A 26562-nucleotide genomic window follows, 5' to 3' on the forward strand; every position below is an offset into this window, starting at 1 on the left:
GCGGGGCGCGCATGTCTGCCTCGCTCCTCCCGGTCCTCTTGTGCCTGTTCTCCGCGATCACGGTCGCGCTGACCAATGTGATGGTGAAGCGCGGCGGGGATGTGCTGACGACGCGGGCGCTGGTGGCGATTGTCATGGCGCTGACGGTCTTGCCGCTGGTGCCGTTCGTGCCGCCGCCGCCGGTGGAGACATGGGGGCTGATTGCGGTCTCGGTGGCCGTGCACTGGTTTTACCAGTTTGCAGCGATCCGTGCGCTGCACAGGGGCGCGCTGTCGCTGGTCTTCCCGGTGATGCGGGGGCTTGCCCCGCTGGCGACGGCGGCGTTCGCGGCGCTGTGGCTGAGCGAGACGCTGACGCTCTTGCAGGCGGCGGGGCTGGTGATCGCCTCGGTCTCGATCCTTGTCTTTGCGCTGCCGACCGGGCTGACGGAAGCGGCGCGGCGGATGGACCGGGCGGCGCTTTTCTGGGCGATCATGACAGCGGTGGGTGTCGGCATCTATGCGGTGGCCGATACGCAGGCCGCGCGCGCCATGCCGACGCCGCTGACCTTTATTGTCTGGCTGTTCCTGCTCGACTGGATCGGGGTGACGGCGGTGCTGCTCTGGCAGCGGGAGGGCAGGGTGCTGGCGGCGGTGCGCCCGGCGCTGCGAATCGGCGTGATCGGCGGGGTGGCGGGCGCCTTGTCCTACGGTACGGCGATCTGGGCCTACACGCTGACCGACGCTGCAATGGTGACGGCGCTGCGCGAGACATCGGTGGTGTTCGCCGCCGCGTTTGGTGCAGTCCTGCTCAAGGAAGGCTTCGGCGCGCGGCGCATCGGGGCAGCGGCGGCGCTGGCAGCGGGACTCGTCCTGATGCAGGCAGCCGGTTAGGCTCCCGGCAAGGAAGACATGCGATGCGCGCATGTGCTGGCCGCTGCGGCGCCTTCATGGCACAAGGGCCGCCTGCAGCATCCATGCAGCGCCCGTCTGCGTAAGGAAGATCATGAACGAGACGACCACCCCCCCGCCCGGAACTGGTAATGGCAACGGCATCGGCACGGCCGCCGGCAAGGCGAACCAGCTCTGGGGCGATTTCATTCCGGTCATCGGTTTCATCGTGACTTACAATGTGTTCCGCCGGGTCGAGCTTCTCGACGGGCTGATCAACAAGGATACGGCGATCTTCTGGGCGACCGGTGTGCTGATGGTGCTGATGGCGGGCTTCCTTGTGCGCCAGCTTGTGATGCGCGAGCCGGTCTCGCAGATGATGGTGTTCTCCTCCGCCATTGTCGGCGGCTTCGGCCTCATCGGCATCCTCCTGCAGGAGAAGGCCTTCATCTATGTGAAGCCGACGATCCAGCAGCTGTTCATGGCGGCGATGATCTTTGTGCCGATGGCTTTCGGGAAGAATCTCTGGAAGTCGCTGTTCTCCAAAGTGTTCGACCTGCCGGACTTTGCCTGGCGCACGCTGGCGATCCGCTGGGGCCTGTTCTTCATCGCGATGGCGGCGTGGAACGAATATCTCTGGCGGATGTACGCGCCGGGTTTCGAGGCGCCGCTGGTGATGGCGGGCATCCCGGTTGCGCCGGCGGGCAGCTATGAATTCCTGGGGCTGACATTCGGCGCGCGCGACGCGGAGGATGTCTGGGCCAACTGGAAGTTCGGCAATATGGTGATCGTGCTGATCTTCGGTGCGCTGAATACGCCGTACACGCTGAAACACCTGCGCACGCCCGAAGACGAGGCGCAGCCCGCCGCAGGCTGAAGCACCGCGGCGCTCTCAGCGCGTGAGGCGGTCCGTTCCCGGCGGATTGGAATAGGGCGGGAAGGCGGGCAGGTGCCGGCTCTCCGCATATTGTGTCAGCGCCCAGACGACAGTCGGGAAGGCAAGCTCTGACCATGGAATGTCCCGCCACGGCACAAGTTTCACCTCTGTGCTCTCCGGCCCCGGCGCAAAATCCGAAATCAGCCGCGCACGGAACATGACCTGGACCTGCGCGATGCGGGGCACGGAATAGACTGCGAGCAGCTGGTCTATCTCGATCTGTGCCATCGCTTCTTCGCGGGCCTCACGCTTTGCCGCCTCCTCGATACTTTCGCCCTCTTCCATGAAACCGGCGGGCAGCGTCCAGTATCCGATACGCGGGGCAATCGCGCGCTTGCACAAAAGGATCATGCCGTCCTGCACGACGACGGCGCCCGCAACGATCTTCGGGTTCACATAATCAATAAAGTTGCAGCGCGTGCACATACGCCGTACCCTGTCATCTCCATCGGGAACGGCGAGGCGAAAATCTGCATCCGGGAAAGAAGTTGGCAATTGATCAGTCATCCTATTTTCACTCCATCGCCTGTATGGGGAATGTGTTTGATCCGCCTACGGGATTGTTGTCCTGACACCCGGAACCCGGATCGGCCCGCTTCGCAATCCCGTCCTTCGCCGGACCAAGACCCAACCAGACAGGAATTCTTCCCATGACCTTCACGCTCAACACCTCCCCCAGCCACCTTCTTCACCGCGCCCAGCAGATTGCCGCCAACCAGTCTGCCGCCACCCTGAAAACTGCCGGCGTCACGCTGCGCCAGTTCTCCGTGCTCGCCGCCCTCTCGGGCAATGAAGGTGTCAGCCAGTCCGATCTTGTCAATGCCACCGGCATTGATCGCTCGACCCTTGCCGACATGGTTGCCCGCATGGAAACCGCCGGCCTGATTAAGCGCACCGATTCCAAGACCGATGCCCGCGCCAAATCGGTCAGCCTCACCGCGAAAGGCAAGAAAGCCTATGACAAGGCCCTGCCGGCTGTGACGAAGGCGGATGAAGCCCTGTTCGCAACGCTCGCCAAGGCGAAGCAGGATGCGCTGATGCAGGGCCTCGCTGGCCTCGTCGAGGATTCGGAAAAGAAAGCCGCTCCGGTCAAGGCTGCGCGCGCGCCGCGTGCCCCGAAAGCCGTGAAGGCCGAGAAGCCTGCCAAGGCAACGCGCGGCCGCAAGAAAGCGAAGTAAGGCTCGCTCCATCCGTCGTGATGTTTCAGGAGCGGGGCGCCCCAAGCGCCCCGCTTACTTTTTCGGTGAGGGCCGGATCAAGCTGGCCGCCGATGTGCAGGAGGATCTCGCCCTCGGCCGAGATCACGAAGGTCTCCGGAACGCCGGTCAGGCCGAAATCGAGCCCGCCGCGCCCCTGCGGGTCCAGGGCGATGTCCGTGAACGGATTGCCGAGCCGGGCGAGGAAGGCCTCCCCATTCTCCACGCTGTCCTTGTAGAGCACGCCGTAAAGCTGGCCGGGATGGCGCTGGCCGAGCTCGATCAGGTATTTGTGTTCCAGCTCGCACGGGCCGCACCAGCTGGCGAACAGGTTGACGATGACGGCTTCTCCGCCGGGCGGGGGCGCGAATGAAATCTCGCCGCCATTGATCAGCGGGAAGACATGTTCGGGCGCTGCGCGCGAGATGCGCTGGAATTCGGATTTCGATGGCTGCGCCATCTGCCAGGCGCCGAAGGCGGCGATCACAGCCAGCGCGCCGGCAGGAAGGGCATAGACCCAGCGGTTCATGGCCCGGTGTCCTCATCATTGGCGGCGAGCGTGTCCAGCGTGCGCCGGGCGGCGCGGGCGCTCAGCCAGGCGTGCAGGACCGCGGCGCCGATCGTCAGCGCACCGACCAGATAGCAGGCCCAGATATAAGCGGCGTTCTTGTCAAACTCCGGCATCGGCTCAGGCCTCCAGCATCGCGGCGCGCAGGCGGGCAATGCGCCGCTGGCGGATTTCCGTGCGCATATGGGTCATCACCAGCGCGCCGAAGAGCAGGCTGTGGCCGAGCGCGCTGACCATGAGCGGCACGAGATAGACCGCCGCCATCTTCGGCCCCTCGGCGGTGATGACGCTGGCGGGCTGGTGCAGCGAGGTAAAGAGATCGACCGAGAATTTGATCAGCGGCACATTCACCGCGCCCACCATGGCGAGGATCGCGCCGGCGCGGGCGGCCTTCTGGCGCGTGTCCATCGCGGCGCGCAGGGCCATGTAGCCGAGGAAGAGGAAGAGGAGGAACAGGACCGACATCATCCGCGCATCGTCCCATTGCCACCAGGTGCCCCAGGTCGGCTTGCCCCAGATGGCGCCGGTCGCGAGGCAGATGACGGTCCAGGCTGCGCCCAGCGGCGCGATGGATTTCGCCGCGATGTCGGCCAGTTCATGGCGCCAGATGAACCAGATGAAGCTGGCGATGGCGAGGGCGGAATAGCTCGCCATGGCGAGCCAGGCAGCGGGCACGTGGATGAACATGACGCGCATGATGTCGCCGCCCTGGTATTCATCCTTCGGCACGATCCAGAGGCCCTGCCAGAGGCCCCAGAGGATGCAGAGCGCGCCCGCGCTATAGAATAGCGGCGCCGCAATCGCGGAGAATTTCAGGAAGCGGTGCGGATTGGCGAGGTATGACCACATGACGCTTTCCGAGATAGCCCTCCCTCAGTCCGCCGCCAAGCGCAGCGCCGCCGCCATCGCATAGGGCGCAACAGCGCAGGCGAACAGGCTGGAGGCGGCGAGCAGCATCGGCGCGCCTTCTGATCCGGGTCCCCCCGTCATGGCGAGAGCGCCGAAGATCGCGGTCGGCACAAAGAGGGGCAGGGCGATGAGCGCGATCAGCAGCCCGCCCCGGCGCACCGTGGCCGAAAGCGCGGCGCCCACACCGCCCCAGAAGAAGAAAGCGAGGCTGCCCAGCGCATAGAGGCCAAGGTTCACCAGCAGGGCAGGGCCGGCCTCGGCCTGGAACATGAGGGCGATGACAGGTGAGGCGAGCGCCAGCGGCAGCCCGGCGGCCAGCCAGTGCGCCAGCGTCTTTGCCGCCGCAATCGCCGCCACAGGCGCGTCGGACTGCAGCCACAGGTCCAGCGTGCCATCCTCGGTATCAGCCTGGAAGATGCGTTCCAGCGTGACAAGGCTCGACAGGGCAAGGGCCACCCACAGGATGCCGGGGCCAACGGCGCGCAGCGTCTCGCCCTCTGTGCCGATGCCGAGGGGGACGAGGACGCAGGCCCCGCCCAGGAAGCCGAGGGGCAACAGTGCGCCCGCCCCGCCGGCCCAGGCTTCGCTGAGCGCCTGCCGGAAAGCGGCGAGGATCGGCGCGGCGCTCACAGCGTGATCTCGCTTGTAATGGGGAAACCGGCCTCGCCATGGATGGCGGCGATGATCGCCCCTCCACCAGCGCGGTGCGCGGCGATCAGCCGGTCCACGAGCTGGCGGCCTTCTGCGTCAAGCGCAGTGTAGGGCTCATCAAGCAGCCAGACGGGCCGGTCCACCAGCTTCAGCCGGGCGAGCGCCGTGCGCCGTCTCTGCCCGGCGGAGAGATAGCGCCCGGGCACGCCGGCCGCGCGGGTCAGCCCCATTTCAGAGAGGATGGCGGGGATATCCGCGCCGCTGCCCCAGGCTCGCGCCCAGAGGGACAGGTGGGTGGCCGGGGTTTCGTTCGGCTTCAGCCCTTCGCGGTGGCCTGCCCAGTGATGGGGCACGTGGCGGGTGATGGTGCCGGCTTCCGGCCGGGTCAGTCCGGAAAGCATACGCAGCAGGGTTGTCTTGCCGCTGCCATTGGCGCCCGACAGGCGGATCGCCTCGCCGGGGGCCAGCGCCAGGCTGACACCCTTGTACAACAGCCGCTCGCCCCGCATCACGGCGAGGCCGGTCGCTTCGATCAGCGGGGCAGGGGTGTCAGCAGCCATTGCTTCATGGCTTATCCTGTTCCGCCCGGCCTGCAAGCGCTGCGGGATGTCGCGCGGGTTTGATGGCCCGCGCCGATTGCGCCCGGAAGGCCGCGCCTATAAGAGGGCCGCAGCGACGAAAGCAGGGCCATTGCCAAGCCGTTGGCCCATACATCAGGAGGCAATGCGCACACATGCCGTCGAAGGACAGCTTCAAATCGAAGAGCACGCTCACCGCCGCAGGCAAGAGCTACACCTATTACTCGCTGGAAGCGGCGGCAAAGAATGCCGGCCTCGGCGACATCTCCCGCCTTCCGGCCGCGCTGAAGGTTCTGCTCGAGAACATGCTGCGCTTCGAGGACGGGTTGACGGTCGTGGAAGACGATATCCGCGCCTTCGGGGAATGGGCAGATAAAGGCGGCCAGAACCCGCGCGAGATCGCCTACCGCCCGGCCCGTGTGCTGATGCAGGATTTCACCGGCGTTCCGGCGGTGGTGGACCTCGCCGCGATGCGCGACGGCATCAAGGCCCTCGGCGGCGACGCCAAGAAGATCAACCCGCTGGTCCCCGTTGATCTGGTGATCGACCATTCGGTGATGATCGACGAATTCGGCACGCCGCGCGCCTTCCAGGCGAACGTCGACCTTGAATATGAGCGCAACATGGAGCGCTACACCTTCCTCAAATGGGGCCAGAAGGCCTTCAACAATTTCCGCGTCGTACCGCCCGGCACCGGCATCTGCCATCAGGTGAACCTCGAATACCTCGCCCAGACGGTCTGGACGGATACGGACACTGACGGCTCGGTCGTCGCCTATCCCGACACGCTGGTCGGCACCGACAGCCACACCACGATGGTCAACGGCCTCGCCGTGCTTGGCTGGGGCGTCGGCGGGATCGAGGCAGAAGCCGCCATGCTCGGCCAGCCCGTCTCGATGCTGATCCCGGAAGTCGTGGGCTTCCGCATCACCGGCGCGCTGAAGGAAGGCGTCACGGCGACTGACCTTGTGCTGAAGGTCGTGCAGATGCTGCGCAAGCACGGCGTCGTGAACAAGTTCGTCGAATTCTATGGCGAAGGGCTCGACAACATGCCGCTCGCCGACCGGGCGACGATTGCCAACATGGCGCCCGAATATGGCGCGACCTGCGGCTTCTTCCCGATCGATGACGAGACGCTGCGCTACCTGCGCCAGACCGGCCGCGAGGAAGAGCGCATTGCTCTCGTCGAAGCCTATGCCAAGCAGAACGGCTTCTGGCGCGGCGCGGACTATGCCCCGGTCTATACCTCGACGCTGCACCTCGATCTCGGCGATGTCGTGCCCGCCATCTCCGGCCCGAAGCGCCCGCAGGACCATGTCGCGCTCGACGCGGCGGCGAAAGTCTTTGGCGATTATATCCGCGGCATCCGCACGCCTGCCTCTGCGCCGGCGCTTGAGAAAGCCGAGATGACCGCCGAAGGCGGTGCGCCGGCCCCGAAGACCCTGCCCGGCAATGCAGACGGCCTCAGCTATGGCGAGGTCGAAGGGCAGAGCTACAAGCTGCGCGATGGCTCTGTCGTGATCGCCTCGATCACCTCCTGCACCAACACCTCGAACCCCTACGTCCTGATCGGCGCCGGTCTCGTCGCCCGCAAGGCGCGTGCGCTGGGCCTCACCCGCAAGCCGTGGGTGAAGACCTCGCTGGCGCCGGGATCTCAGGTCGTTTCCGAATACCTTGAAGCGGCAAACCTGCAGGAAGACCTCGACGCCCTCGGCTTCAACCTTGTCGGCTATGGCTGCACGACCTGTATCGGCAATTCCGGCCCGCTGGCGCCGGAGATTTCCAAATCAATCAACGAGAACGACCTCGTGGCCGTCTCGGTGCTGTCGGGCAACCGCAACTTTGAAGGCCGGATCAGCCCGGACGTGCGCGCCAACTATCTCGCCTCGCCCCCGCTGGTCGTTGCTTACGCAATTGCCGGCGACATGAATATCGACATCACGAAGGACCCGATCGGCACCTCCAAGGATGGCCAGCCGGTCTACCTGAAGGACATCTGGCCGACGTCGCAGGAGATCTCCGATCTCGTCAACACGGTCGTCACCCGCGAGATGTTCATGTCGAAATATGCCGATGTGTTCAAAGGCGACGCCAAATGGCAGGGTGTTCAGACCACGGACGCCGAGACCTATGACTGGCCGGCGGCCTCGACCTACATCCAGAACCCGCCCTATTTCCGCGGCATGTCGCCGGAGAAGGGCGACATCAATCCGGTCAAGGGCGCGCGCGTGCTCGCCCTCCTGGGCGACATGATCACCACCGACCACATCTCGCCGGCGGGTTCCTTCAAGGCATCGAGCCCGGCAGGCAAATACCTCACCGAGCGCCAGGTGCCGGTGAAGGATTTCAACTCCTATGGCTCGCGGCGCGGCAATCATGAGATCATGATGCGCGGCACCTTCGCCAATATCCGTATCAAGAACGAGATGCTGGACGGTGTGGAGGGCGGTTACACCCTCGGTCCGGATGGCCAGCAGACCTCGATCTATGATGCGGCGATGGCCTGGATTGACCGGGGCGACCCGCTGGTCGTCATCGGCGGCATCGAATATGGCGCCGGCTCCAGCCGTGACTGGGCGGCGAAAGGCACGAACCTGCTGGGCGTGAAAGCCGTGATCGCCGAGAGCTTCGAGCGGATCCACCGCTCCAACCTTGTCGGCATGGGTGTCATCCCGTTCGAGTTCACCGGCGGCGACAACCGCAAGTCGCTTGGTCTGAAGGGTACCGAATCCTTCGATATCGAAGGCCTCGATAACGACATCCGCCCGCTCTCGACCGTTCCGGCGAAGATCACCTATGCCGATGGCACGGTGAAGGAGATCCAGCTCAAATGCCGGATCGATACCGAGATCGAGGTCGATTACGTCAAGCATGGCGGTGTGCTGCACTATGTGCTGCGCAACCTTGCCCGCCCGAACTGATGCCAAAAGCCCGCCGCCCGCTTGCGGCGGCGGGCGGCAATTGGCAGTGTCTCACGCGGGTGTGACTGTTAGCCGTGGGGCAGGGGACGTATAATCCGGCGCAATGAGATTTTTGCTTGCCTCCGTCCTGTTCCTGTTCGCGGCCCTCGCCGGCGGCGGGCAGGCGCGCGCCGAAGGCCCGGTGCTGGTTGAACTCTTCGCCTCGAAGAATTGCCGCGCCTGCCCGGCAGCGCACCGGAACATGGCCGAAATCAGCGCCTCGCGCAGCGACCTCCTGATCCTCACCTGGTCGGTCGATTACTGGGACTATCTCGGCGGCAAGGATCCGCTTGCCCTGCCGGAATCCAAGCATCGCCAGCGCGGCTATGTGGAGCGCTTCTCGCTGCGCGGGCCCTACACGCCGCAGGCCGTCTTTGCGGGCAGCCAGCAGGCTGCCGGCAACCGTCAGGCGCGCGTCATTTCCGGTATTTCAGCGGCCGCCGCCCTCGCGCCCGCGCCAGTCACGCTGACCCGGCAGGGCCGCCGCGCTGCGCTGGACGGCGATCCGGGCGGCCTCGCCGATATCTGGTGGGTCAGCTACATGTCCGGCGCCGCCAATACGACCGATCTCGTCAATCCGGTCACCTCGGCCCGCCAGATTGCTCCCTGGCTCGGCGGGCGGGCGGAGATCGAGCTTCCGGCCTGCGAGTCCGGCTGCGCGCTGATCGTGCAGGAAGCCGGCTTTGGCCGCGTCCTCGCGGTGCTCGACGGGCGCTAATCGCTTCCGCTCTGGCCGGGTCCGGGTGTGCCGGGCGCCGGTGTGCGGATCATCGAGCTGACGCGCGGCGTGAAGTCCGCCCAGTCGATCTCAGCTATCCGGAAGGCCCAGCCCCGCGCCTTGGTATTGATGGCCGAAGCGCGGTTTGCGCCCTGGCCCGCCTCGACGGCGCGCAGCGTCAGGTAAAGTCCGTCCCGCTCGCGCCAGGCCAGGGTCTCGACCTCCAGCCCGTCGAAGGTCTCGGTGATGTGGCGGGCCACCGGCTGGGTGCGCAGGGCGCCGGCGGGCTTCACCCCGATGGGCTGCAGCCGCGTCAGCGCCAGCGCGGGGCCCGTCGTCACCAGCCGGTTTGTCAGCTCCAGCCCCTGATAGGGCGGGGCCGGGCGGAAGGCGCGGTCGCTCTCTCCCGGGCGCCGGATCAAGTAGAGCGAGGCGCCGGTCTCGTCTGTGATGCGCAGCGCGCTGATGGCATCGGGGTTCAGCGAGATGATGTCGAGGTCCATCCACGCATCCGCCGAATAGAGCGGGGGCAGCTCGCCCGTCACGCGGAAGGCCTGGTCATCGCCGGGCCGCCGGGCATAGATCCGCCCCTCGCGCCGCCCGGTGATCAAACTGGCTTTCACGTCTCCCTCCGCGCCGATCACTTCGATCAGCGCGCCGGTGCCGCCCTCGCGGGGATCGCCAAGGCCGATCCGGTTGAACTTCGCCGGGTCGCGCGTGCGGGGGCCGTCCCAGGCGAGGTCCTCAAGGCCCGTCACCAGCGTGTTCAACCGGTCGGCGCGGATCGGATAGCCAGCCGCCTCTGCCAGCTGCCAGCCGGCGGGGCCAAGGGTCAGTTCATAGCTTTCCCCGGCAACGGTCACGCGGATGGCGCGCGTCTCGCTGCGGATTGCGGCAAAGCCGGGAATGACGGGCGTGCCGGTCAGCTCATGGCGCGGCGCGGGCGGGCGGGCGAGCAGCTCCGCGCCCAGCGCGATCACGGCCAGCCCGCCGGCAAGAGCGGCCATCAGGCGGATGCGGCGCTGGCGCTCGGGGCTGCGCGCGGTCATGACGATCTCTTCCGGCGGCGGCGCTGGCGGTGCCAGACAATGAGACCGGCCAGCGCCACCAGCACCGGTCCGCCCCAGATATTGATGGCCTTCAGCGTGCTCTCCAGCTGGTCGATGCCCTGCCGGTAATCGCGCTCGATAGCGCGCAGCCGGGCGCGGTAGCCGAGGATATCGGCGCGCAGCGAGGTGAGCTCGGCGCGCTCGGCTTCTGACAGCGCGCTTTCCGGATCGCTCGCCGCGAAGCGCTCCCCGGCGGCGGCCTGAAGCACGGACAGGCGGGATTCGGCCGTTTCCAGCCGCACCTCAAGATCGCGCTGTTCGCGCAGGAACCTCGCCTCCGCCTCGGCGCGCATCTGTTCGATCCGCTGCATCGGCCGCAGGGACGGCGCCCGCGCGCGGAGGCTGGCGAGCTCCCCGCCGCCTGACAGGGCATCGAGCGCGTTCAGCACCAGCGCGCCATTGTCCGCAATCGTCACCCCGCTGCCGGGCATGACATAGAATCCGTCATCCATGAAATCGGCGTCCGCAATCAGGATGATCTCGGCGGACACCTCGCTGCGCGCAATATGCGGCGGCAGGTTCGCGGCGGCGGCAAGCACCGCTTCGGCCTCGGCGGCATCGCCGGGCAGGTCCGGCTGGGGCGGGCCCGCGGGGAAGGCGGTTGGCAGGGTGCCGGACAGGCGCGCCGCCAGCGTCAGCGGTTCCGCTTCGGCGCGGTAGGCGCGCAGCACCTCCGGCGGCGGCGGATTGCGCGCGGCAACTGCTGCGTCGATATAGGCCGGCGCCGGGCCGGTGGTGATGAGCGGCGACAGCGTTGCGCCCGCCGGCAGTTCGCCCGCCACCAGCGCGCCCGGTGCGCCGAAATTCACGCCCCGGCGCAGGCCCGCCGTCACCGGGTCTTCCTGGCTGAACAGGCCTGCCGGCGCGCCGACGAAGAGCGGATTTGCCATCTCCTCCACGCGGCCCGGCCCGGTCTCCACCGGCACGGGCAGGGCGTTGGCCGCATCTGCGACCGCCGCCGGCGACAGCGTGATGCCCCAGGCCTCCCCCAATCGTCCGAGCCCGGAGCGTGCGAGGCCCGCGCCCGGCATGAACGCCCCGGCGGAGGCGACCGTCAGCGCGGCCGGGTCCACCGCGATCACCGCCCGGCCCTGGCGCAGGATGAACTGGTCGACCAGCCATTCCTGCCGCGATGTCAGCGCCGGGGGATGCGCCATCAGCAGGATGTCCACCTCCGGCAGCGCGCTGAAATCATCGGGGATCAGCTCGGCCCGGTAGCTGCGGGCAATATCCTGCAGCACGGTATGCCCGCTCTCGCCATCGGGCACGCGCATCCCCGGCAGGGTGCTCAGGATGCCGATGCGCGGCGGCTCCGGCTTGTCCAGCCGCACGATCATCCGTGTCAGGTCATATTCCAGCGAGGTTTCGCGGTCCGGCGAAAGGAACGGGATGATCCGCGTCTCGTCGATGCTGTTGCGGCCGATCAGGCCGAAATAGAGCGGATCACTCCCGCCCGGCCCGACCGGCGGAATGCCGGCGGCGAGGGCCTCATCCTCGGCTTCGGAAAAGGGGCGGGGGTCGATCTCGGTGACGCGCAGGTTCGCCCCGCCGATGGCCTGATAGGCAGCGAGAAGCTCGCGTACCCGCGCGGCATAGGCGCGGACCTGCGGATAGTCCTGCGCCGCGCGCGGGGTATAGACGAGCGTCAGCTCCACCGGTTCGGCAAGCTCCTGCAGCGCGGCGCGGGTCGCGGGCGAGAGCGTGTAGAGCCCACCAGAAGTGAAATCGATCCGCGCGCCCGCCAGCAGCTTCTGCTGGGCAAGATTGCCCGCCAGCAGGGCAAGGCCCGCCAGCAAGGTCATCAGCACAAGATAGCGCCGCGCACTCATCGCTTCAGCCAAGCCTCCGGCGCGACACCCAGAGGCAATTGAGAAACGCGAAGGTGGCCGTGAAGCCCAGGAAATAGGAGACCACCCGCAATTCCAGCACGCCGCGCTGCGCGCTCTCGAACTGGGTGATGAAGGAAAACTGCGCGATCCGCTCAGCCACGCCCGTGCCCATCAGCCCCTGCACGGTCGAAAGCACCAGTGGCCAGCCGGCCGCCGTGAACACGAAGGCAATCAGCATGCTGAGGATAAACGCCGTCACCTGGCTGGAGGTCAGCGCCGAAACTGCCGCGCCGATGGAAAGATAGGCCCCCGCCATCAGGAAGCTCGCAAAATAGGTCAGCGCAATCGCCGCATTGTCGGCAGCCCCGAGGAAGTTGATCGAGATCCACACCGGGAAGGTCAGCACGAGGCCCGCGCCCGCCACGGCCCACGCCGCACACAACTTTCCCAGCACGAGGCCGGGAAGCCCGACGGGCAGCGACAGCAGGAGTTCATCCGTCCCCGCCGCCCGTTCATCCGCCCACAGACGCATCGCCAGCGCCGGCAGGAAGATCATGTAAAGCCAGGGATGCCACACGAAGAAGGGCGACAGGTCTGCCACGCCGGTATCGAACAGCCGCCCCGCTTCCCAGGTAAACAGGCCCAGCGCCAGCAGGAACACCGCGAGGAACACATAGGCAATCGGCGTCGTCACATAGGCGGCCAGCTCCCGCCGGAAGGTGGGCGCAAAGCCGCTCATCTGCTGGCGGATCGCGCCGGTCACAGCGTTTCCTCCTCGACCTGACCAGTCAGGCGGGCAAAGGCGGCCTCCAGCGTTCTGTCCTCGGAACGTCTGGCGAGGCCTTCCGGCGTGTCATCGGCAACGATCCGTCCCCGGTCGATCAGGATGGCGCGCTGGCACATCGCGGGCACTTCGGTCAGCGTATGGGTGGAGATGATGATGGCTTTCGTCGGCGCCATCCGGGCGATCAGCGCGCGCACGGCGAGTTTCTGGTTGGGGTCGAGGCCATCGGTCGGCTCGTCCAGCACCAGCACCGGCGGATCATGCAGGATCGCGCCCGCCAGCCCCACCCGGCGGCGATAGCCTTTCGACAGCGCGCCGATCCGCTGGTCGAGAACCCCGGAAATCCGCGCGTCCGAAATCGCCCGGTCGATGGCGTCCTTCCGCCCGGCCTTGGCCATGCCGCGCGCCTCGGCCATGAAGCGCAGGAAGTCCGGCGGCGTCATGTCACTATACAGCGGCGCGCCTTCCGGCAGGTAGCCGAGGGCCGACTGCGCCGCGCGCCGGTCGGTCAGGATGGAGTGGCCGTCGATCCGCACATCGCCCTTGTCGGGCTCCAGCACGCCGGCGATCATCCGCATCGTGGTCGACTTGCCCGCCCCGTTCGGCCCCAGGAAGCCGAGCACCGTGCCGCGCGACACCGTGAACGACACGCCCCGCACGGCCTGTTTCGGCCCATAGGCTTTTTCGAGCGACATTACGTCCAGCATTGGTGTCCCACACCTTCCCGGTCCCTGTGATAGCGAGCGACTTAGTTTTTGGGCTCCTTCGATAAACAGTATTGAGCAAAGTTTGCCAATTGCCAAAGTTGGACCTAAAACCTAAAGTAGCACAGGGTATTAAATCGAAACTTGGGAGTGACGGATGCAGAGAGGTACCGAAGGGGCAACTACCTTTCCAAATGCGCAGGCAAGTGAGCCACGAAGTGCAATATCTGCTTTAGGTGCGACGGTGGGTTCGCTGTTCACTATTGGTTGGGTAGCGCTCGTTTCCTTCTCTTTCACCACAATGCTGGGCGGCGCGCAGAACGATATTGAGCTTTTCAAAGCAATGTTGTGGCCGTTTGTCGTTTTGGGTTTAGGCGTTCCTTTGATCGTCTTTGTCTGGTTTGGTGGAGTTGGCATTGTTTCAGAGTTGGCTCGATTGCGAGGGCAATTGTCGAAATTGGATCAGTACATTGAGGGGTTTCGGCGGATGGAAGAAACAAGCGTCAAAATTCGGGACAATTTAGCTTCATCAACAACCGATATCGACACATCGGCGTCGCAAATCACGGATGCATCAAACGCCCTCAACGCGCATGCCGAACAGATTAAGCGTGAGGCTGCCCAACTAGTAGCGACTCTGGAGAAACGAACACAACTGACAACAAGCAGCAGCGCTTCTGCCGGGGACGCAGCTTCAAAACAGGACGGGATCAAAGAGCGATTTTCTGATATTCTTCGTGCTGCAGACGAAATCTTTTATGCAAGGTTGGCTGAGCGAAACGACAGCCCTGGTCGCGGCAATCGTCGATTGGTGGTGGCGCCGGGCGGGACAAATAAGTCGCAGCTAACAGGTGCGCTTCTCGAGCGCCTTGATGAAGTGGAACAAAAATTTCTTTCAAAGACTTACAGGCTTGATATGAGGTCAAGGATGACAGGTCGGAGCAATATAACCGAGGATCAGCTTGCCGAATTAGAGTCGCTTCGTGACACTTTGTTTCCGCAGAACAATCTTGACGAGCGAGATGATCCATAAGCCAGCTACTAGAATTGGCTTGTGCCCAAGCTTCGAGGCTTCTGCCAATTACGCAGAGAAGCGCGCCACTTCCTCCAGCACGCACTTTGCCGCCACCGCCACGATCTTCCCGCCATCCTCGACGCTCGACTGGGTCGGGTCCGATCCGATGCGGCCATCCGGGAAGTCGCGGCGATACTGCACCGCGTCGCCAATCGTGCCGGCGGGCGCGATTTTCGGGCTCATTTCGGTCTTCGAGCGTTCGCGCTCCGGATAGCCCCAATAGGTGACCGAGACTTCAGACGGCGTCGCATGGCTGCCATGGCCAACGGGGTAGAGCTGATTGCAGATGCCCATAACGTCCTTGAAATCCCACCAGTCGCGCCGTTTCAGGCTGAGGCCGGGGCGATTGTCCGCGCCTTTCGGGTCGAAGCTGCGCCGGGCATGGATCTCGGCAAATGCTGTCTCGATGGTGGCGATGTTGCCGCCATGCCCGTTCAGCCAGTAGAGCCGCTCGAAGCCATGGCGCATCAGGCTCTCGGTCCAGTCGACCATCGCGGCGATCATCGTCGTCGGGCGCAGCGTGATCGTGCCGGTGAAGCCGAGATGATGCTGCGCGCAGCCGATATTGAAGGTCGGCCCCACGAGGATGTCGCCGGGCGCCAGGCTCTCGGCATGGTTGGCGATGATCTCCGGGCAGAGGGCATCGGTGCCGATGAAACCGTTCGGCCCATGCTGCTCGAACGAGCCGATAGGGATGACGATGGTTTTTGACTTTTGCAGCCAGCCTTCAATGTCAGGCCAGGTCGAAACGGGAAGGCGCATGGGCGGTCAGTCCTTTCGCGGGGCGAGGCGGCGGGTGATATGGCCCATCTTGCGGCCGGGCCGCGCCTCGCGCTTGCCATAGAGGGTCAGCACATCTTCGGGGCCGAGCTTTGCGGGGTCAACATGGCCCGCCTCGCCGATCAGGTTGATCATCTCGGCATCGAACAGCCGGTATGTATCCCCCAGGGGCCAGCCGGCGACGCAGCGAATATGCTGCTCGAACTGGCCGGTCTTGCACGCCTCCGGCGTACAGTGGCCGGAATTGTGCACGCGCGGGGCAAATTCGTTCGCCAGCAGCGTCCCGTCCGGCAGCACGAAGAATTCCAGCGCCAGCACGCCGACATGGCCCAGCGCCTCGGCAAGGTGCATCGCCTTGCGCCGCGCCTCCTCCTCAACGCCTTTCGGCAGGCCGGAGGGCACCACGGAACGGTCAAGGATGCCATCCTTGTGCGTATTGCGCGGCGGCGCCCAGCTGGTCGTCGTTCCGTCCTGCCCGCGCGCGACGAGGACGGAGATTTCGCAGTCAAAGGCAATGGCGCCTTCGAGGATGGCCGGCGCAGCGCCGATGGCTGCCCAGGCTGCTTCGGCTCCCTGCGGGCTGCGCACCCAGGCCTGTCCCTTTCCGTCATAGCCGTCGCGCCGCGTCTTCAGCACGCCTGCCGTCCCCAGCGATGCCAGCGCCGGCGCGATATCGCCCGCCGCATCAATCCGGTGGAAGGGCGCGGTTGCGATGCCATGCTGGTTGAGGAAGGTCTTCTCCGCCAGCCGGTCCTGCGACACCGACAGTGACGCCGCTCCCGGCAGCACGCGCTTGCCGGCCACCTCTATGATCCGGACGCTCTCGACCGGCACATTCTCGAATTCCAGCGTGATGACATCGCAGGCCGCTGCAAACTCGCGAAGTGCTTCCGCATCATCCCAGTCGGCCTGGAAGGCGCCCGCTGCAACCCGTCCCGCCGGCGGGTCATCCTCGGGCGAATAGATCAGCACATCAAAGCCAAGCTGCGCGGCGGCGCCCGCCAGCATACGGCCAAGCTGGCCGCCGCCGAGGATGCCGATGGTTGCGCCAGGGGGCAGGGGGGTCATGCCCCGGTCGCCTCCGGAGGGGCCTCGCCGACGGCCTCGGTCTGCGCCTTGCGGAAAGCGTCCAGCTTCGCAGCCACGCCCGCATCGTCCAGCGCAATGATCGCGGCGGCCAGCAGGCCCGCATTCGCCGCGCCCGCCTCGCCGATGGCCAGCGTGCCGACGGGAATGCCCTTCGGCATCTGCACGATGGAGAGCAGGCTATCGAGGCCCTTCAAAGCCTTCGACTGGACCGGCACGCCGAGGACCGGCAGCGGCGTCATCGCCGCCGCCATGCCCGGCAGGTGCGCGGCCCCGCCGGCCCCGGCGATGATCACCTTCAGGCCGCGCTCTTTCGCGCTTGTCGCATAGTCCACCAGCCGCTGCGGCGTGCGGTGGGCCGAGACGATCTTCGCCTCATGGGGGACCCCGAGATCCTCAAGAACCTTCGCGGCCTCACGCATCACCGGCCAGTCCGACTGGCTGCCCATGATGATGCCCACGACCGGGGCGCGCGGCTTGTCCATGCCTGCCTCGCTGTTGGAAAGCGCGCACAATAGAAGGGCGCGGGGCCGGGTCAACCGTTCGCGTAAGCGGGGAAAGCGCTGGCGGCACTCGGCGGCGCGGTCGAACAATTGTATCGTAACGTCATGCCCGCCGGAACGATCCCCCCTGAACAGGCCGAGCTCCGCGCCCTGATGGATGCGCTGGGGATTGACCTTGCCCGCCTCGACCGGCGCACCCGCGCCGCGCTGGAAGCCCTTGCCGAGGAGGTGCTCGCGCTGCGCGAGGAGGCCGAGACGCTGCGCCGCGACCTCACAGATGCTGCCCAGCTGGCCGACAACGACACCCTGTGCCCGGTCTTCAACCGCCGCGCCTTCGAGCGGGAGCTGCGCCGGGAAATCGCTCTCGCCAGCCGCTTCCAGACACCGCTGACGCTGATTTTCGTCGATCTCGACAATTTCAAGCGCGTTAACGATGTCTATGGCCATGCTGCCGGCGACCGCGTGCTGCTGCGCGTCTCGGAAATCCTGCTCACCCGCACCCGGGAAACCGATATTGTGGGCCGGCTCGGCGGGGATGAGTTCGGCATCGTGCTCGCCCATGCGGGGCTGGAGGACAGCCGCCGCAAGGCCGTCCAGCTCGCCAATGTCATAGATGCGCTGGAAGTGCGCAGCGGCGAGCCGGAAGGGCCGGAACCCGTCCGCGTCGGGGCTTCCTGCGGTGTCGTCGAATGGCAGGCAGGCCAGAGCCCGGCAGCGCTCATTGCGCGGGCAGATCAGGCCATGTTTGCCGAAAAAGCCCGCCGAAAGGCTGCCGGACGCGCCGCCCGCCCATAAAATTCCGTAGCTTTCCGGGCAGGCCCATGACTCGCCTGTTCATCTGTGGCATCCTCACTCTCCGGCCCAAAACCGGGCCGGAGACGAAAAGGAGACTGCCTATGTCGCTCAATGGTCGGATCAGTGAGCTTGCTGCCAAGCACCGCCACCTGGACCAACAGATTGCCGCCGAACAGAAGCGCCCCTCTGCCGACGACCTCATCATCAAGGATTTGAAGCGACAGAAACTCAGGATTAAGGAGCAGCTGCGAAACCTGAAAACCAGCTAGCCCCCACCGGCTGCCCCGTTCCTTCCGGGGCCCGGGCGGGCCACACGGAAGGGACGGGCCTCATGCAAACTGGAACCTGCCACCCGGCCCGCCGGCCCGGTGCCTGATACATGGCCCGGCCCGTCACGCTGATCCTCGGCCTCGGCCGCGAAATCGGGGAAGCCGTCGCCCGGCGCTTTGCCGAGGAAGGCCACCATGTCCTCGTCGCAGACCCGTCGGATGACCGGCTCGAAGCCGCCCGCGACGCGCTCGAGGATGACGCCGCCTTCCATCACGGCGAACTCCACTCCAGGCTCGGCCTGCGCAACGCGCTGACGGCGGCGCTGGAAGCCTTCGGCCGCATAGACCATGTCGTCGTGCTGCCGCTGGCCGAAGAGGGTGACCGGCTGCTGGATTTTGCGCAGGACCGGTTCGAGAAAGCACTCGCCCGCTCCGCCCGGGGCGCAGCGCTCGCCCTCCGGGTCGCAGCCGAGCAGATGCTGGAGCAGGAAGACCGCCCCGAAACCGGCGCCGAGCACCGCTCCCAGAAGGGCAGCATCACCTTCGTGCTGCGCTATTCGGCCGCCGCCGCCATGCCCGGCCAGTTCACCGATACCGTCTCCCAGGCCGCAATCCTTGGCGTGGTCCGCGCCGGCGCGCTGGAGCTGGCCGAGCACGCCATCCGCGTCAATGCCATCATCGCCTCCCGCCCGGGGGATGAACGCGGCGCGCCGGGCGGCTTTGCCCGCGTGCCGCTTGGCCGCGCCATCCAGGCTGACGAAATTGCCGGCGCCGCCTGGTTCCTCGCCTCGCCGGACGCCGCCTTCGTCACCGGCCAGACCCTGATGATGGATGGCGGGCGCGCCATCCTCTCCGGCAATCTCGGTTAGTCAGCCTTCGGATCAGACCGCGCGCAGCTCGGAAACCCCGCCCGGCTCGGCAGAGGCTTCATAGGTCGCCGCCGTCTCGGTCGTGAAGCTCTCGCCATAGATGTCCGACACCTTGCGAAAAACGGCCCGCGCGCGCGACGGCGTCAGGCTGACCAGCGTATATCCGTGCCCGAACGGATCGTGCCAGACCACTTCCTTGTTCACGTCCGCGATCCGCTGGCCCAGGTCAGGCACCGCCTTCACATAGGCGCCCATGCCGGGCGAGGTGATCGAGGTGCAGCCGAACTCCACGCCCCGGCGCATGTCGCGCCCGTCATAGAGCTCATTGGCATAGGCCGTATGCGTATCACCTGCCAGCGCGATCAGGCGCGCGCCCGCTGAGGCTACGCTCTCATACAGCCGCTCGCGCGCCGCCGGATAACCGTCCCACGCATCCAGGTTCCACGGCAGGCCCAGCGCAGAGAAGGGCAGGAAGGCGCGCACTTCCGGCATGTCCTGCGCCGCGATCTGCGCCGGGGTCAGCGTCGCGGCAAAGTTCGGCAGCACGACGCGCGCCATGATCACCTGCGAAGCCAGCATCTGCCAGGCCGCGCCGGCGGCAACCGAGTTGGCAAGCTCCTGATTCAGCCAGGCTTCCTGCTCGGCGCCCAGCATCGTGCGCGCCGGATCCGCCGCTTCCTGCAGTGTCGCCTGCACCCGCGCGCCGACTCCCGCCGGATCGCTCGCCCCCGCCAGCGCCGGGCCCCAGCTCATGCTGGGAGACCGCCCGGTGAGCCGCGTTTCCAGCGCATGCAGCGTCGCCACATCGCCAAAGCGGAACGTGCGCCACACCGCAGACGTCACTTCGCCCGGCACCGGTTCGCGGATCGGCATCCATTCGAAATAGGCCTGGATCGCCACCTGCTTGCGGTCGCTCCACTCGCCTTCGCCTTCTTCCGGATTGTGGTTCTGTGCGCCGGTCCGGTAGGAATCGTTGGCGCTTTCATGATCGTCCCAGGTGCAGATCCAGGGCGCGGCGGCATGGGCGGCCTGCAGGTCTGCATCGGTCTTGTATTGCGCATGGCGGCGGCGATAGTCGGCCAGCGTGATGATCTCGGTCGAGGGCTCATGCAGCCGGCCGAGCTGAGCGCCCACCTCACTGCCATAGCCGTCGATGCCATACTCATAGATATAGTCGCCTAGGTGCACGATGGCGTCCAGGTTGCGCTCCGCCGCCATAGCCCGGTAGGCGTTGAACCGGCCAAAGGAATAGTGCGAGCAGGACGTGATCGCGATGTTCACCGCGCTCGTGCCGGAAGCGGCCGGCGTGCGCGTGCGCCCCTCGGGCGAGGTTATATCGCCATGCTCGGTCAGCGCCGTGAACCGGTAGACATAGTCCGAACCCGGAGCAAGCCCGCCGGCATCCACCTTCACCGTGAAGTCGCGCCCCTCGGCCGCCTCGACCATGCCGGACGCCACCGGCTCGCTCTGGCCGGGGCGCAGCACTTCCCAGCGCACGGGGATCGGCCCGGCGCCTGAAAGGGGCGTCACCCGTGTCCACAGGATTACCCGGTTGGGCAAGGGATCGCCGGACGCCACCCCATGCTGGAACGCCACCTCGCCGGAATAGGTCCTCGCTGCCGCGCTCCCGCAGGCCGCCAGCCCGATCGTGCTCCCGATCGTTCCAAGGGCAGCCCCGCCCAGAAGTCCGCGCCGTGTTACCTGTGTCATGCCGATAAGCCTCCCGGATGCCTCACGCGTCTCTTCGCGCGAATTTGCGACAGGAGCATGACGCGCGCCGCCTGCTTCGTCTATAACCCGCCGATGAACCGTATTGAGATCACTGCGGAGACCGGAGATGCCGGCCAGCGCCTCGACGCTTTCCTCGGCGCGCGGGCAGGGGGGATCTCCCGCTCCCGCGCCAAGGGGCTGATCGAGGAAGGCGCCGTCACGGCCGGCGGGCGGCCCGAAACAAACCCGCGCGCGCCGGTCAAGGCGGGCCTCGTCTACGCCGTCACCCTGCCGCCGCCCGTCGCCGCCACGCCTGAGGCCGAGGACATTCCCCTCGAAATCCTGTTCGAGGACGAACACCTCCTGATCCTCAACAAGCCTGCCGGCCTCGCCGTTCATCCCGCGCCGGGCAACGAGACGGGCACGCTGGTCAACGCGCTGCTCCATCATTGCAGGGGTCAGCTTTCCGGCATTGGCGGCGTCGAGCGCCCCGGCATTGTCCACCGGCTCGACAAGCTCACCTCCGGCGTCATGGTCGCCGCCAAGACTGAAGCGGCCCACACCGGCCTCGCCGCCCTGTTCGAGCGTCATGATATCGACCGGCTCTACCGCGCCGTCACGCGCAGCGCGCCGCGCCCGCTTTCCGGCATGGTGGACGCGCCGATCGCGCGTTCAGAATCCGACCGCAAGAAAATGTCGGTCCACAAGAACCCCGAAAGCCCTGTCGCCCGCCACGCCGTCACCCATTACCGCGCGGTCGAGACCTTCGGATACAAAGACCGCGCCACACGCCTGCCGGCCGCCGCGCTGATCGAATGCCGCCTCGAAACCGGCCGCACCCACCAGATCCGGGTGCACATGGCCCATATCGGCGCGCCGCTCATCGGCGATCCGGTCTATGGCCGCCAGTCCGGCATCATCGCCTGGGGCTCCGGCGAGACGCACGCCGCTGCCCTCACCGCCGCCCGCGCCTTCCCGCGCCAGGCGCTCCACGCCGCAGTCCTCGGCTTCGTCCATCCGGCAACAGGGGAAACGCTCCGCTTCGAAGCGCCCCTGCCGGACGACATGAGCACGCTGATCGCCGCCTTGCGCAAACTGCCGGTGGATTAGGGGGGGTAGGGGGAAGGGGACGGCGTGCCCCAACCTTCGTCACTCCCGACCGGCAAAGCCGGTCAGGGAGCCCATCTCCCAAACACCCCACGGAAAGTGGCAGTCACGGCAGAAGATGGGCCCCCAGATCCGCTGTCGCGGACCGGGGGTGACGCAGGAAGCGGAACGTGTTGCCCTTACCGCCCGCCGCTGCCGCCCGCCTGCGCGGCGGTCGTCTGGATCGGTTCGAAGCGCAGGGTGCGCGCCTGCAACGTGACCCGGCCGATCCGGTCGGTATCGGCCACCATCCGCACCGGCACATAGGCGCCATTGTCCAGCGGGGCGAGATACATCCGCAGCGGGCCGTTGATGCCCGTCAGCGTGTCATTGTTCGTCTCGCCGGGCTTGTAGCCAGCCACCCGCTCCATCCGCACATGGCATTCGATGGCTTCGCCGCTCCAGGCCGGGCTGCGCACGTTCGATTTGCCGACATTCGTCAGGTGGAAATAGGTCAGCTGGCGGCCGTCAAACGAGCGGATCGGCCCGCCGCACGGGTCCGCGCCCGGCGCGCGCGGCTCCAGCGCAAAGGTGATCAGCGCGGTCAGCGGATCATTCGCCTTGGCGGCCTGTTCCTGCGTCGCCGGCGGATCGCCCAGATTGCCGAAGCGCGGGGTCGCCGTCATCGAGAAGCCACGATCGGTCATCGTCATTTCCACGCGGCGGTTCTTGCCGCCATCGCGGTTCTGCGAGATGTAGCCGGTCGTGCGCAGCTGGTCATTGCGCACGCGGCCTGAGGCCGCCAGCTGCATGTCATAATTGACGAAGATGTCAGCCAGGCCCGTCGTGCGCACGCGCGACTGGATCGTGTAGGTGTCGGGGCGCATCTCCACGGTGAAGCTCGCGCGGCCCGTCGCCGGGATGATCACGATCATCGCCCGCGCGTCCAGCTCATACACCATCCGTGTCGGCGTGCCGGCCTTGACGGTGGAAATCACATTCTTGCCGGCAGGCGCAGCCGGGCGCGCCGTGTCAGCGGTGGAAAGTCCGGCCAGCACAAGCGTGGCGGCGGCGGTGAGGAGGAGGCGGCGCTTCATGTCGTGTCGTATCCTTTGACTGGCCCGTCTCCGGGTCTGCCTGTTCCTATTACGCCCCATCCCAACGCGGCCTGAACGGAATTGCCCATAAGATGCCGCAATCAGCGCCCCCCGCCCACTGACATAAAATGACAGGCGATGACAGGGGAGGGGTCAAACTCAGCGGGCGCAACAACCGCGATGCCTGAATCGCAGCGGTTGACACGGCCCCCCTCCACGCATTAGACGCGCGCCTTCAGATCAAAAGACACTCTTTACCGGAGCGAGGCCAATGTCCCGCGAATGTGAACTTACTGGTACCAAGCCGATGGTTGGCCATCTCGTCAGCCACTCGCAGGTCAAGACCAAGCGCCGCTACCTGCCGAACCTCGTGCAGGTCACGCTGCATTCCGAAACGCTGAACCAGGATTTCCGCCTGCGCATCGCGGCCAAGGCCCTGCGTACGGTGGACAAGCTCGGCGGCCTCGACGCTTTCCTCGCCAAGGCGAAGGACGAGGCGCTGTCTGACAAGGCCCAGAAGATCAAGCGCGACATCGCCAAGAAATCCGTCGCCGCCTGACCCCTCTTTGCCTCCCCATCAGGCAATGAACAGGAAACCGCCGGACCCAGTGTCCGGCGGTTTTCGTTTCAGGGCTCAGGCGGCCTTTTGGCGGCCTCCGATCCGTGGCACCACAGCCGCCAGACTGGAACTGAAGGAGAGCCTCATGCGCCTGACACTTATCGCCGCCGCCGCTGCCATCCTCGCGGCCTGCGCGCAGGGGCCTCAGCCGCGCGCCGTTGAGGCTGCGCCGGATGCCGCGCCCATCGCGCCGAAACTGCGCATCTTCACCGGCGGCACGATCTATACCGGCCTCGAGGATCCCTCGACCGTCAGCGCCGTCATCGTGGACGAGTCCGGGCGGATCATTGGCACGGCCCCGCCGCTGTCACAGGACTGGAGCGAGGACGAGGCCGAGATCATCGATCTCGCCGGCGCCGTCATGTTCCCCGGCTTCACCGACGCCCACGCCCACCTCCTCGGCATCGGCCAGCGCGAGATGACGCTGAACCTTGATGGCGTCCGCTCCGTTGCAGAGCTCGTCGCCATCACTGAGGCAGAGCTGCAAGGCAAGCCGCCGGGCTATGTCCTCGAAGGCCGGGGCTGGATCGAGACCGGCTGGCCCGAAGGCCGGATGCCCACCGCCGCCGATCTCGATGCCGTCAGCCCCGCCAATCCCGTCATCTATATCCGCGCCGATGGCCACGCCCTTGTCGCCAATTCCGCCGCTCTGACCGCCGCCGGCATCACGGACGCAACCGGGAACCCGCCCGGCGGCAAGTTCGAGCGCGATGCGAATGGCCGCGCCACCGGCATCCTGATCGACACCGCCATGGGCGCCCTTGCCGCCCTGCGCTCCCGGCCGGACGAGTTCGCGATCACAGAGGCCTATGAAACCGGCGCGCGCCTCTATGCCTCACGGGGCTGGACCGGCATCCACAATATGAGCGCCGTGCCCGAACACGCGATGCTGATGCAGCAGCTGAGCCGGCAGGGCCGCCTGCCGCAGCGTGTCTATAATGCCTTCGACGCCTCCGGCATGGAGATCGCCGCCAGCCGGCGCTTCCAGACCCCGCTGATCACCAACCGCGCCGTGAAACTCTATATGGACGGCGCCCTCGGCAGCCGGGGCGCGCTGCTGATCGAGCCTTATGCCGACCGGCCGGAAACCAGCGGCCTCGCCCTGATGGAGCCCGGCGAGCTGGAAGCCGTGATGGCCGAAGCCGAAGCCGCCAATGTGCAGCTCGCCATCCACGCCATCGGCGACCTTGCCAACCGCCGCATCCTCGACGCCTATGCCGCAGACCCGCGCGGGCGCGACCTGCGCTGGCGCATCGAGCATACCCAGCTGCTGCATCCGGACGATATCGACCGCGTCGCCGCCTCCGGCCTCATCCCCTCGATGCAGCCCTCCCATGCCATCGGCGACCTGCATTTCGCGCCCGCCCGTGTCGGCATCGCGCGCCTGCGCGGGGCCTATGCCTGGTCGAGCCTTATCGGGGCAGGGGCCATCATCGCCGGCGGCTCGGATGCCCCGGTCGAGGTCGGCTCACCCCTCATCGAGTTCTATGCCGCCGTCGCCCGGCGCGACCTTTCCGGCTTCAGCGGCGAAGGCTGGCACCCCGAAGAAGCCCTCACCCGTCAGCAGGCGCTGAAACTCTTCACCCTTTGGCCCGCCCATGCCGCCTTCCAGGAAGACATTCTTAGCACCATTCAGGCTGGGAAAGTCGCCGACTTCACCGTCTTCGACCGGGACCTCATGACCATCCCCGAAGCCGAAATCCTGGAGGCGCGCGCCGTGATGACCGTCATCGGCGGCGAGATCGTCTGGAAAGCGGACTGAGCTGCCCTCACGCCCCGCACTTTCCGTTGCGTCGCACTAGGCGTAGGCCCATCCCGTGCTAGAACGCGGAGTCTCTGCTGTTTTCCTCCCGCTTGCGAGCCCGCTGCCCGATGACCGTCATGTCCGATACCGATGCCCTGGAAGGCCTGAAGCCGACCGAAAAAGTGAACGTGAAAAAGGTCTTCGGCCTCGACACGGCGATGACGGTCCATGCCTTCAAGACGCGCACCGAATACGTGCCCGATATCGACCCCGCCTACCGGTTCGACCCCCAGACGACGCTCGCCATCCTCGCCGGCTTCGAGCACAACCGCCGCGTGATGGTTCAGGGCTATCACGGCACGGGCAAATCCACCCATATCGAGCAGGTCGCCGCCCGCCTCAACTGGCCGATGATCCGCGTGAACCTCGACAGCCATGTCAGCCGGATCGACATGGTCGGCAAGGACGCCATCGTCCTGAAGGATGGCAAGCAGGTCACCGAATTCCGCGAAGGCATCCTGCCCTGGGCCCTGCAGCGCCCCGTCGCCATCGTGTTCGACGAATATGACGCCGGCCGCCCGGATGTGATGTTCGTCATCCAGCGCGTGCTTGAATCCAGCGGCAAGCTGACCCTGCTGGACCAGAACCGCGTCATCAGCCCCAACCCGTATTTCCGCCTGTTCGCCACCACCAACACGGTCGGCCTCGGCGACACGACCGGGCTTTATCACGGCACCCAGCAGCTCAATCAGGGCCAGATGGACCGCTGGTCCATCGTCACCACGCTGAACTATCTCGAGCATGATGCCGAGGTCGAAATCGTCAAATCGAAAGCCACCGGTGTCGATGACGCGACCCTTGCCAAGATGGTCACGCTGGCAGACCTCACCCGCAACGCCTTCATGGCCGGGGATCTCTCCACCGTCATGAGCCCGCGCACCGTCATCACCTGGGCCGAAAACTTCGCCATCTTCGGCGATCTCGGCCACGCCTTCCGCATGACCTTCCTCAACAAGTGCGACGAACTGGAACGCCCGCTGGTGGCGGAAATGTACCAGCGCTGCTTCGGCCAGGAACTCCCCGAAAGCGCCCTGATGGTGAAGGTGGCCTGAACCAC

The 26562-nt window shown here is 66.3% G+C and carries 28 protein-coding genes; 13 read left to right on the plus strand and 15 right to left on the minus strand.

Annotation, left to right across the window (positions count from 1 at the left end):
• Window positions 1–11: 11 nt before the first annotated feature.
• Together ACK4SV_RS11690 and ACK4SV_RS11695 are read left to right on the plus strand one after the other, a co-directional pair.
• Window positions 12–872: an EamA family transporter gene (locus tag ACK4SV_RS11690; RefSeq protein ID WP_409918011.1), complete on the plus strand. Its 861-nt coding sequence runs from the start codon at window positions 12–14 to the stop codon at window positions 870–872.
• A 112-nt stretch (window positions 873–984) separates the two neighbouring features.
• Complete coding sequence (locus tag ACK4SV_RS11695; RefSeq protein WP_409918012.1) at window positions 985–1746, plus strand: inner membrane-spanning protein YciB; 762 nt, start codon at window positions 985–987, stop codon at window positions 1744–1746.
• A 15-nt stretch (window positions 1747–1761) separates the two neighbouring features.
• Here ACK4SV_RS11695 and ACK4SV_RS11700 read toward each other — a convergent pair whose 3' ends face one another.
• Entirely contained in the window at window positions 1762–2313 is a 552-nt protein-coding gene (locus tag ACK4SV_RS11700; protein WP_409918013.1) for an NUDIX hydrolase, read from the minus strand.
• Window positions 2314–2456: 143 nt separating this feature from the next.
• On the opposite strand from ACK4SV_RS11700, the gene ACK4SV_RS11705 reads away from it, so the two are divergent.
• Complete coding sequence (locus ACK4SV_RS11705) at window positions 2457–2984, plus strand: MarR family winged helix-turn-helix transcriptional regulator (RefSeq protein ID WP_409918014.1); 528 nt, start codon at window positions 2457–2459, stop codon at window positions 2982–2984.
• A gap of 25 nt (window positions 2985–3009) precedes the next feature.
• Here ACK4SV_RS11705 and ACK4SV_RS11710 read toward each other — a convergent pair whose 3' ends face one another.
• Genes ACK4SV_RS11710 through ccmA form a run of 5 tightly spaced genes read right to left on the minus strand, consistent with a single transcriptional unit; the run spans window position 3010 to window position 5690 of the window.
• Window positions 3010–3531: a redoxin family protein gene (locus ACK4SV_RS11710; protein ID WP_409918015.1), complete on the minus strand. Its 522-nt coding sequence runs from the start codon at window positions 3529–3531 to the stop codon at window positions 3010–3012.
• Window positions 3528–3686, minus strand: coding sequence for a heme exporter protein CcmD (gene ccmD / locus ACK4SV_RS11715; RefSeq protein ID WP_409918016.1), 159 nt, complete (start codon window positions 3684–3686; stop codon window positions 3528–3530). Before ccmD ends, ACK4SV_RS11710 begins: the two co-directional genes overlap by 4 nt.
• Window positions 3687–3690: 4 nt before the next feature.
• A complete protein-coding gene (gene ccmC, locus ACK4SV_RS11720) occupies window positions 3691–4419 on the minus strand; it encodes a heme ABC transporter permease CcmC (protein ID WP_409918017.1) in 729 nt (242 codons plus the stop codon).
• Window positions 4420–4443: 24 nt separating this feature from the next.
• Window positions 4444–5109, minus strand: a complete 666-nt coding sequence (gene ccmB / locus ACK4SV_RS11725) for a heme exporter protein CcmB (protein ID WP_409918018.1) — start codon at window positions 5107–5109, stop codon at window positions 4444–4446.
• Window positions 5106–5690, minus strand: coding sequence for a heme ABC exporter ATP-binding protein CcmA (gene ccmA, locus ACK4SV_RS11730; RefSeq protein ID WP_409918019.1), 585 nt, complete (start codon window positions 5688–5690; stop codon window positions 5106–5108). Before ccmA ends, ccmB begins: the two co-directional genes overlap by 4 nt.
• A 173-nt stretch (window positions 5691–5863) precedes the next feature.
• Between ccmA and acnA the strand changes: the two genes are divergently transcribed.
• Together acnA and ACK4SV_RS11740 are read left to right on the plus strand one after the other, a co-directional pair.
• Window positions 5864–8629 carry an aconitate hydratase AcnA gene (acnA, locus tag ACK4SV_RS11735; protein WP_409918020.1) on the plus strand — a complete coding sequence of 922 codons (2766 nt, stop codon included), beginning with the start codon at window positions 5864–5866 and terminating at the stop codon, window positions 8627–8629.
• Between the two features lie 103 nt (window positions 8630–8732).
• Window positions 8733–9386, plus strand: a complete 654-nt coding sequence (locus ACK4SV_RS11740; protein WP_409918021.1) for a DUF1223 domain-containing protein — start codon at window positions 8733–8735, stop codon at window positions 9384–9386.
• Here ACK4SV_RS11740 and ACK4SV_RS11745 read toward each other — a convergent pair.
• The 4 genes from ACK4SV_RS11745 to ACK4SV_RS11760 are packed head-to-tail and all read right to left on the minus strand — an operon-like array spanning window position 9383 to window position 13815.
• Window positions 9383–10435: a DUF4340 domain-containing protein gene (locus ACK4SV_RS11745; RefSeq protein WP_409918022.1), complete on the minus strand. Its 1053-nt coding sequence runs from the start codon at window positions 10433–10435 to the stop codon at window positions 9383–9385. The two genes, ACK4SV_RS11740 and ACK4SV_RS11745, sit on opposite strands and share 4 nt — an antisense overlap.
• Window positions 10432–12336 (minus strand): GldG family protein, encoded by a 1905-nt coding sequence (locus tag ACK4SV_RS11750; protein WP_409918023.1) that lies wholly within the window; start codon window positions 12334–12336, stop codon window positions 10432–10434. Before ACK4SV_RS11750 ends, ACK4SV_RS11745 begins: the two co-directional genes overlap by 4 nt.
• Window positions 12329–13087, minus strand: a complete 759-nt coding sequence (locus ACK4SV_RS11755; protein ID WP_409918024.1) for an ABC transporter permease subunit — start codon at window positions 13085–13087, stop codon at window positions 12329–12331. Before ACK4SV_RS11755 ends, ACK4SV_RS11750 begins: the two co-directional genes overlap by 8 nt.
• Window positions 13084–13815 (minus strand): ABC transporter ATP-binding protein, encoded by a 732-nt coding sequence (locus ACK4SV_RS11760; RefSeq protein ID WP_409918025.1) that lies wholly within the window; start codon window positions 13813–13815, stop codon window positions 13084–13086. The genes ACK4SV_RS11755 and ACK4SV_RS11760 overlap by 4 nt, the downstream gene beginning before the upstream one ends.
• 154 nt (window positions 13816–13969) lie before the next feature.
• Here ACK4SV_RS11760 and ACK4SV_RS11765 point away from each other — a divergent pair, with 154 nt between their 5' ends.
• Entirely contained in the window at window positions 13970–14845 is an 876-nt protein-coding gene (locus tag ACK4SV_RS11765; protein ID WP_409918026.1) for a hypothetical protein, read from the plus strand.
• Window positions 14846–14893: 48 nt separating this feature from the next.
• On the opposite strand, the gene ACK4SV_RS11770 is transcribed toward ACK4SV_RS11765, so the two are convergent.
• The 3 genes from ACK4SV_RS11770 to purE are packed head-to-tail and all read right to left on the minus strand — an operon-like array spanning window position 14894 to window position 17238.
• A complete protein-coding gene (locus ACK4SV_RS11770) occupies window positions 14894–15649 on the minus strand; it encodes a creatininase family protein (RefSeq protein ID WP_409918027.1) in 756 nt (251 codons plus the stop codon).
• Window positions 15650–15655: 6 nt separating this feature from the next.
• Window positions 15656–16735 (minus strand): 5-(carboxyamino)imidazole ribonucleotide synthase, encoded by a 1080-nt coding sequence (locus ACK4SV_RS11775; RefSeq protein ID WP_409918028.1) that lies wholly within the window; start codon window positions 16733–16735, stop codon window positions 15656–15658.
• Window positions 16732–17238, minus strand: coding sequence for a 5-(carboxyamino)imidazole ribonucleotide mutase (gene purE / locus ACK4SV_RS11780; protein WP_409918029.1), 507 nt, complete (start codon window positions 17236–17238; stop codon window positions 16732–16734). The genes ACK4SV_RS11775 and purE overlap by 4 nt, the downstream gene beginning before the upstream one ends.
• Window positions 17239–17361: 123 nt before the next feature.
• Between purE and ACK4SV_RS11785 the strand changes: the two genes are divergently transcribed.
• The 3 genes from ACK4SV_RS11785 (at window position 17362) to ACK4SV_RS11795 (ending at window position 19189) form a co-directional block, all read left to right on the plus strand.
• On the plus strand, window positions 17362–18051 hold the full coding sequence (locus ACK4SV_RS11785; RefSeq protein ID WP_409918030.1) for a GGDEF domain-containing protein: 690 nt from the start codon (window positions 17362–17364) through the stop codon (window positions 18049–18051).
• 101 nt (window positions 18052–18152) lie between these two features.
• The gene (locus tag ACK4SV_RS11790) at window positions 18153–18320 is read left to right on the plus strand and encodes a YdcH family protein (RefSeq protein ID WP_409918031.1); all 168 of its coding nucleotides are present in this window, start codon (window positions 18153–18155) and stop codon (window positions 18318–18320) included.
• 110 nt (window positions 18321–18430) lie between these two features.
• Window positions 18431–19189 carry an SDR family NAD(P)-dependent oxidoreductase gene (locus ACK4SV_RS11795; RefSeq protein WP_409918032.1) on the plus strand — a complete coding sequence of 253 codons (759 nt, stop codon included), beginning with the start codon at window positions 18431–18433 and terminating at the stop codon, window positions 19187–19189.
• 12 nt (window positions 19190–19201) lie between these two features.
• On the opposite strand, the gene ACK4SV_RS11800 is transcribed toward ACK4SV_RS11795, so the two are convergent.
• Window positions 19202–20899, minus strand: a complete 1698-nt coding sequence (locus ACK4SV_RS11800; RefSeq protein WP_409918033.1) for an alkaline phosphatase D family protein — start codon at window positions 20897–20899, stop codon at window positions 19202–19204.
• A gap of 93 nt (window positions 20900–20992) precedes the next feature.
• On the opposite strand from ACK4SV_RS11800, the gene ACK4SV_RS11805 reads away from it, so the two are divergent.
• Entirely contained in the window at window positions 20993–22009 is a 1017-nt protein-coding gene (locus ACK4SV_RS11805) for an RluA family pseudouridine synthase (RefSeq protein WP_409918052.1), read from the plus strand.
• A 176-nt stretch (window positions 22010–22185) separates the two neighbouring features.
• Here ACK4SV_RS11805 and ACK4SV_RS11810 read toward each other — a convergent pair whose 3' ends face one another.
• Window positions 22186–23082 carry a DUF3108 domain-containing protein gene (locus ACK4SV_RS11810; protein WP_409918034.1) on the minus strand — a complete coding sequence of 299 codons (897 nt, stop codon included), beginning with the start codon at window positions 23080–23082 and terminating at the stop codon, window positions 22186–22188.
• 271 nt (window positions 23083–23353) lie between these two features.
• On the opposite strand from ACK4SV_RS11810, the gene rpmB reads away from it, so the two are divergent.
• The 3 genes from rpmB to cobS all read left to right on the plus strand — a co-directional run bounded on the left by rpmB (window position 23354) and on the right by cobS (window position 26557).
• On the plus strand, window positions 23354–23641 hold the full coding sequence (gene rpmB / locus ACK4SV_RS11815; protein WP_409918035.1) for a 50S ribosomal protein L28: 288 nt from the start codon (window positions 23354–23356) through the stop codon (window positions 23639–23641).
• Window positions 23642–23786: 145 nt separating this feature from the next.
• A complete protein-coding gene (locus tag ACK4SV_RS11820) occupies window positions 23787–25463 on the plus strand; it encodes an amidohydrolase (RefSeq protein ID WP_409918036.1) in 1677 nt (558 codons plus the stop codon).
• 110 nt (window positions 25464–25573) lie between these two features.
• Window positions 25574–26557 carry a cobaltochelatase subunit CobS gene (cobS, locus tag ACK4SV_RS11825; protein ID WP_409918037.1) on the plus strand — a complete coding sequence of 328 codons (984 nt, stop codon included), beginning with the start codon at window positions 25574–25576 and terminating at the stop codon, window positions 26555–26557.
• Window positions 26558–26562 lie beyond the last annotated feature (5 nt).

It is taken from the genome of Hyphomonas sp., assembly GCF_046313735.1.
Lineage (GTDB): Bacteria > Pseudomonadota > Alphaproteobacteria > Caulobacterales > Hyphomonadaceae > Hyphomonas.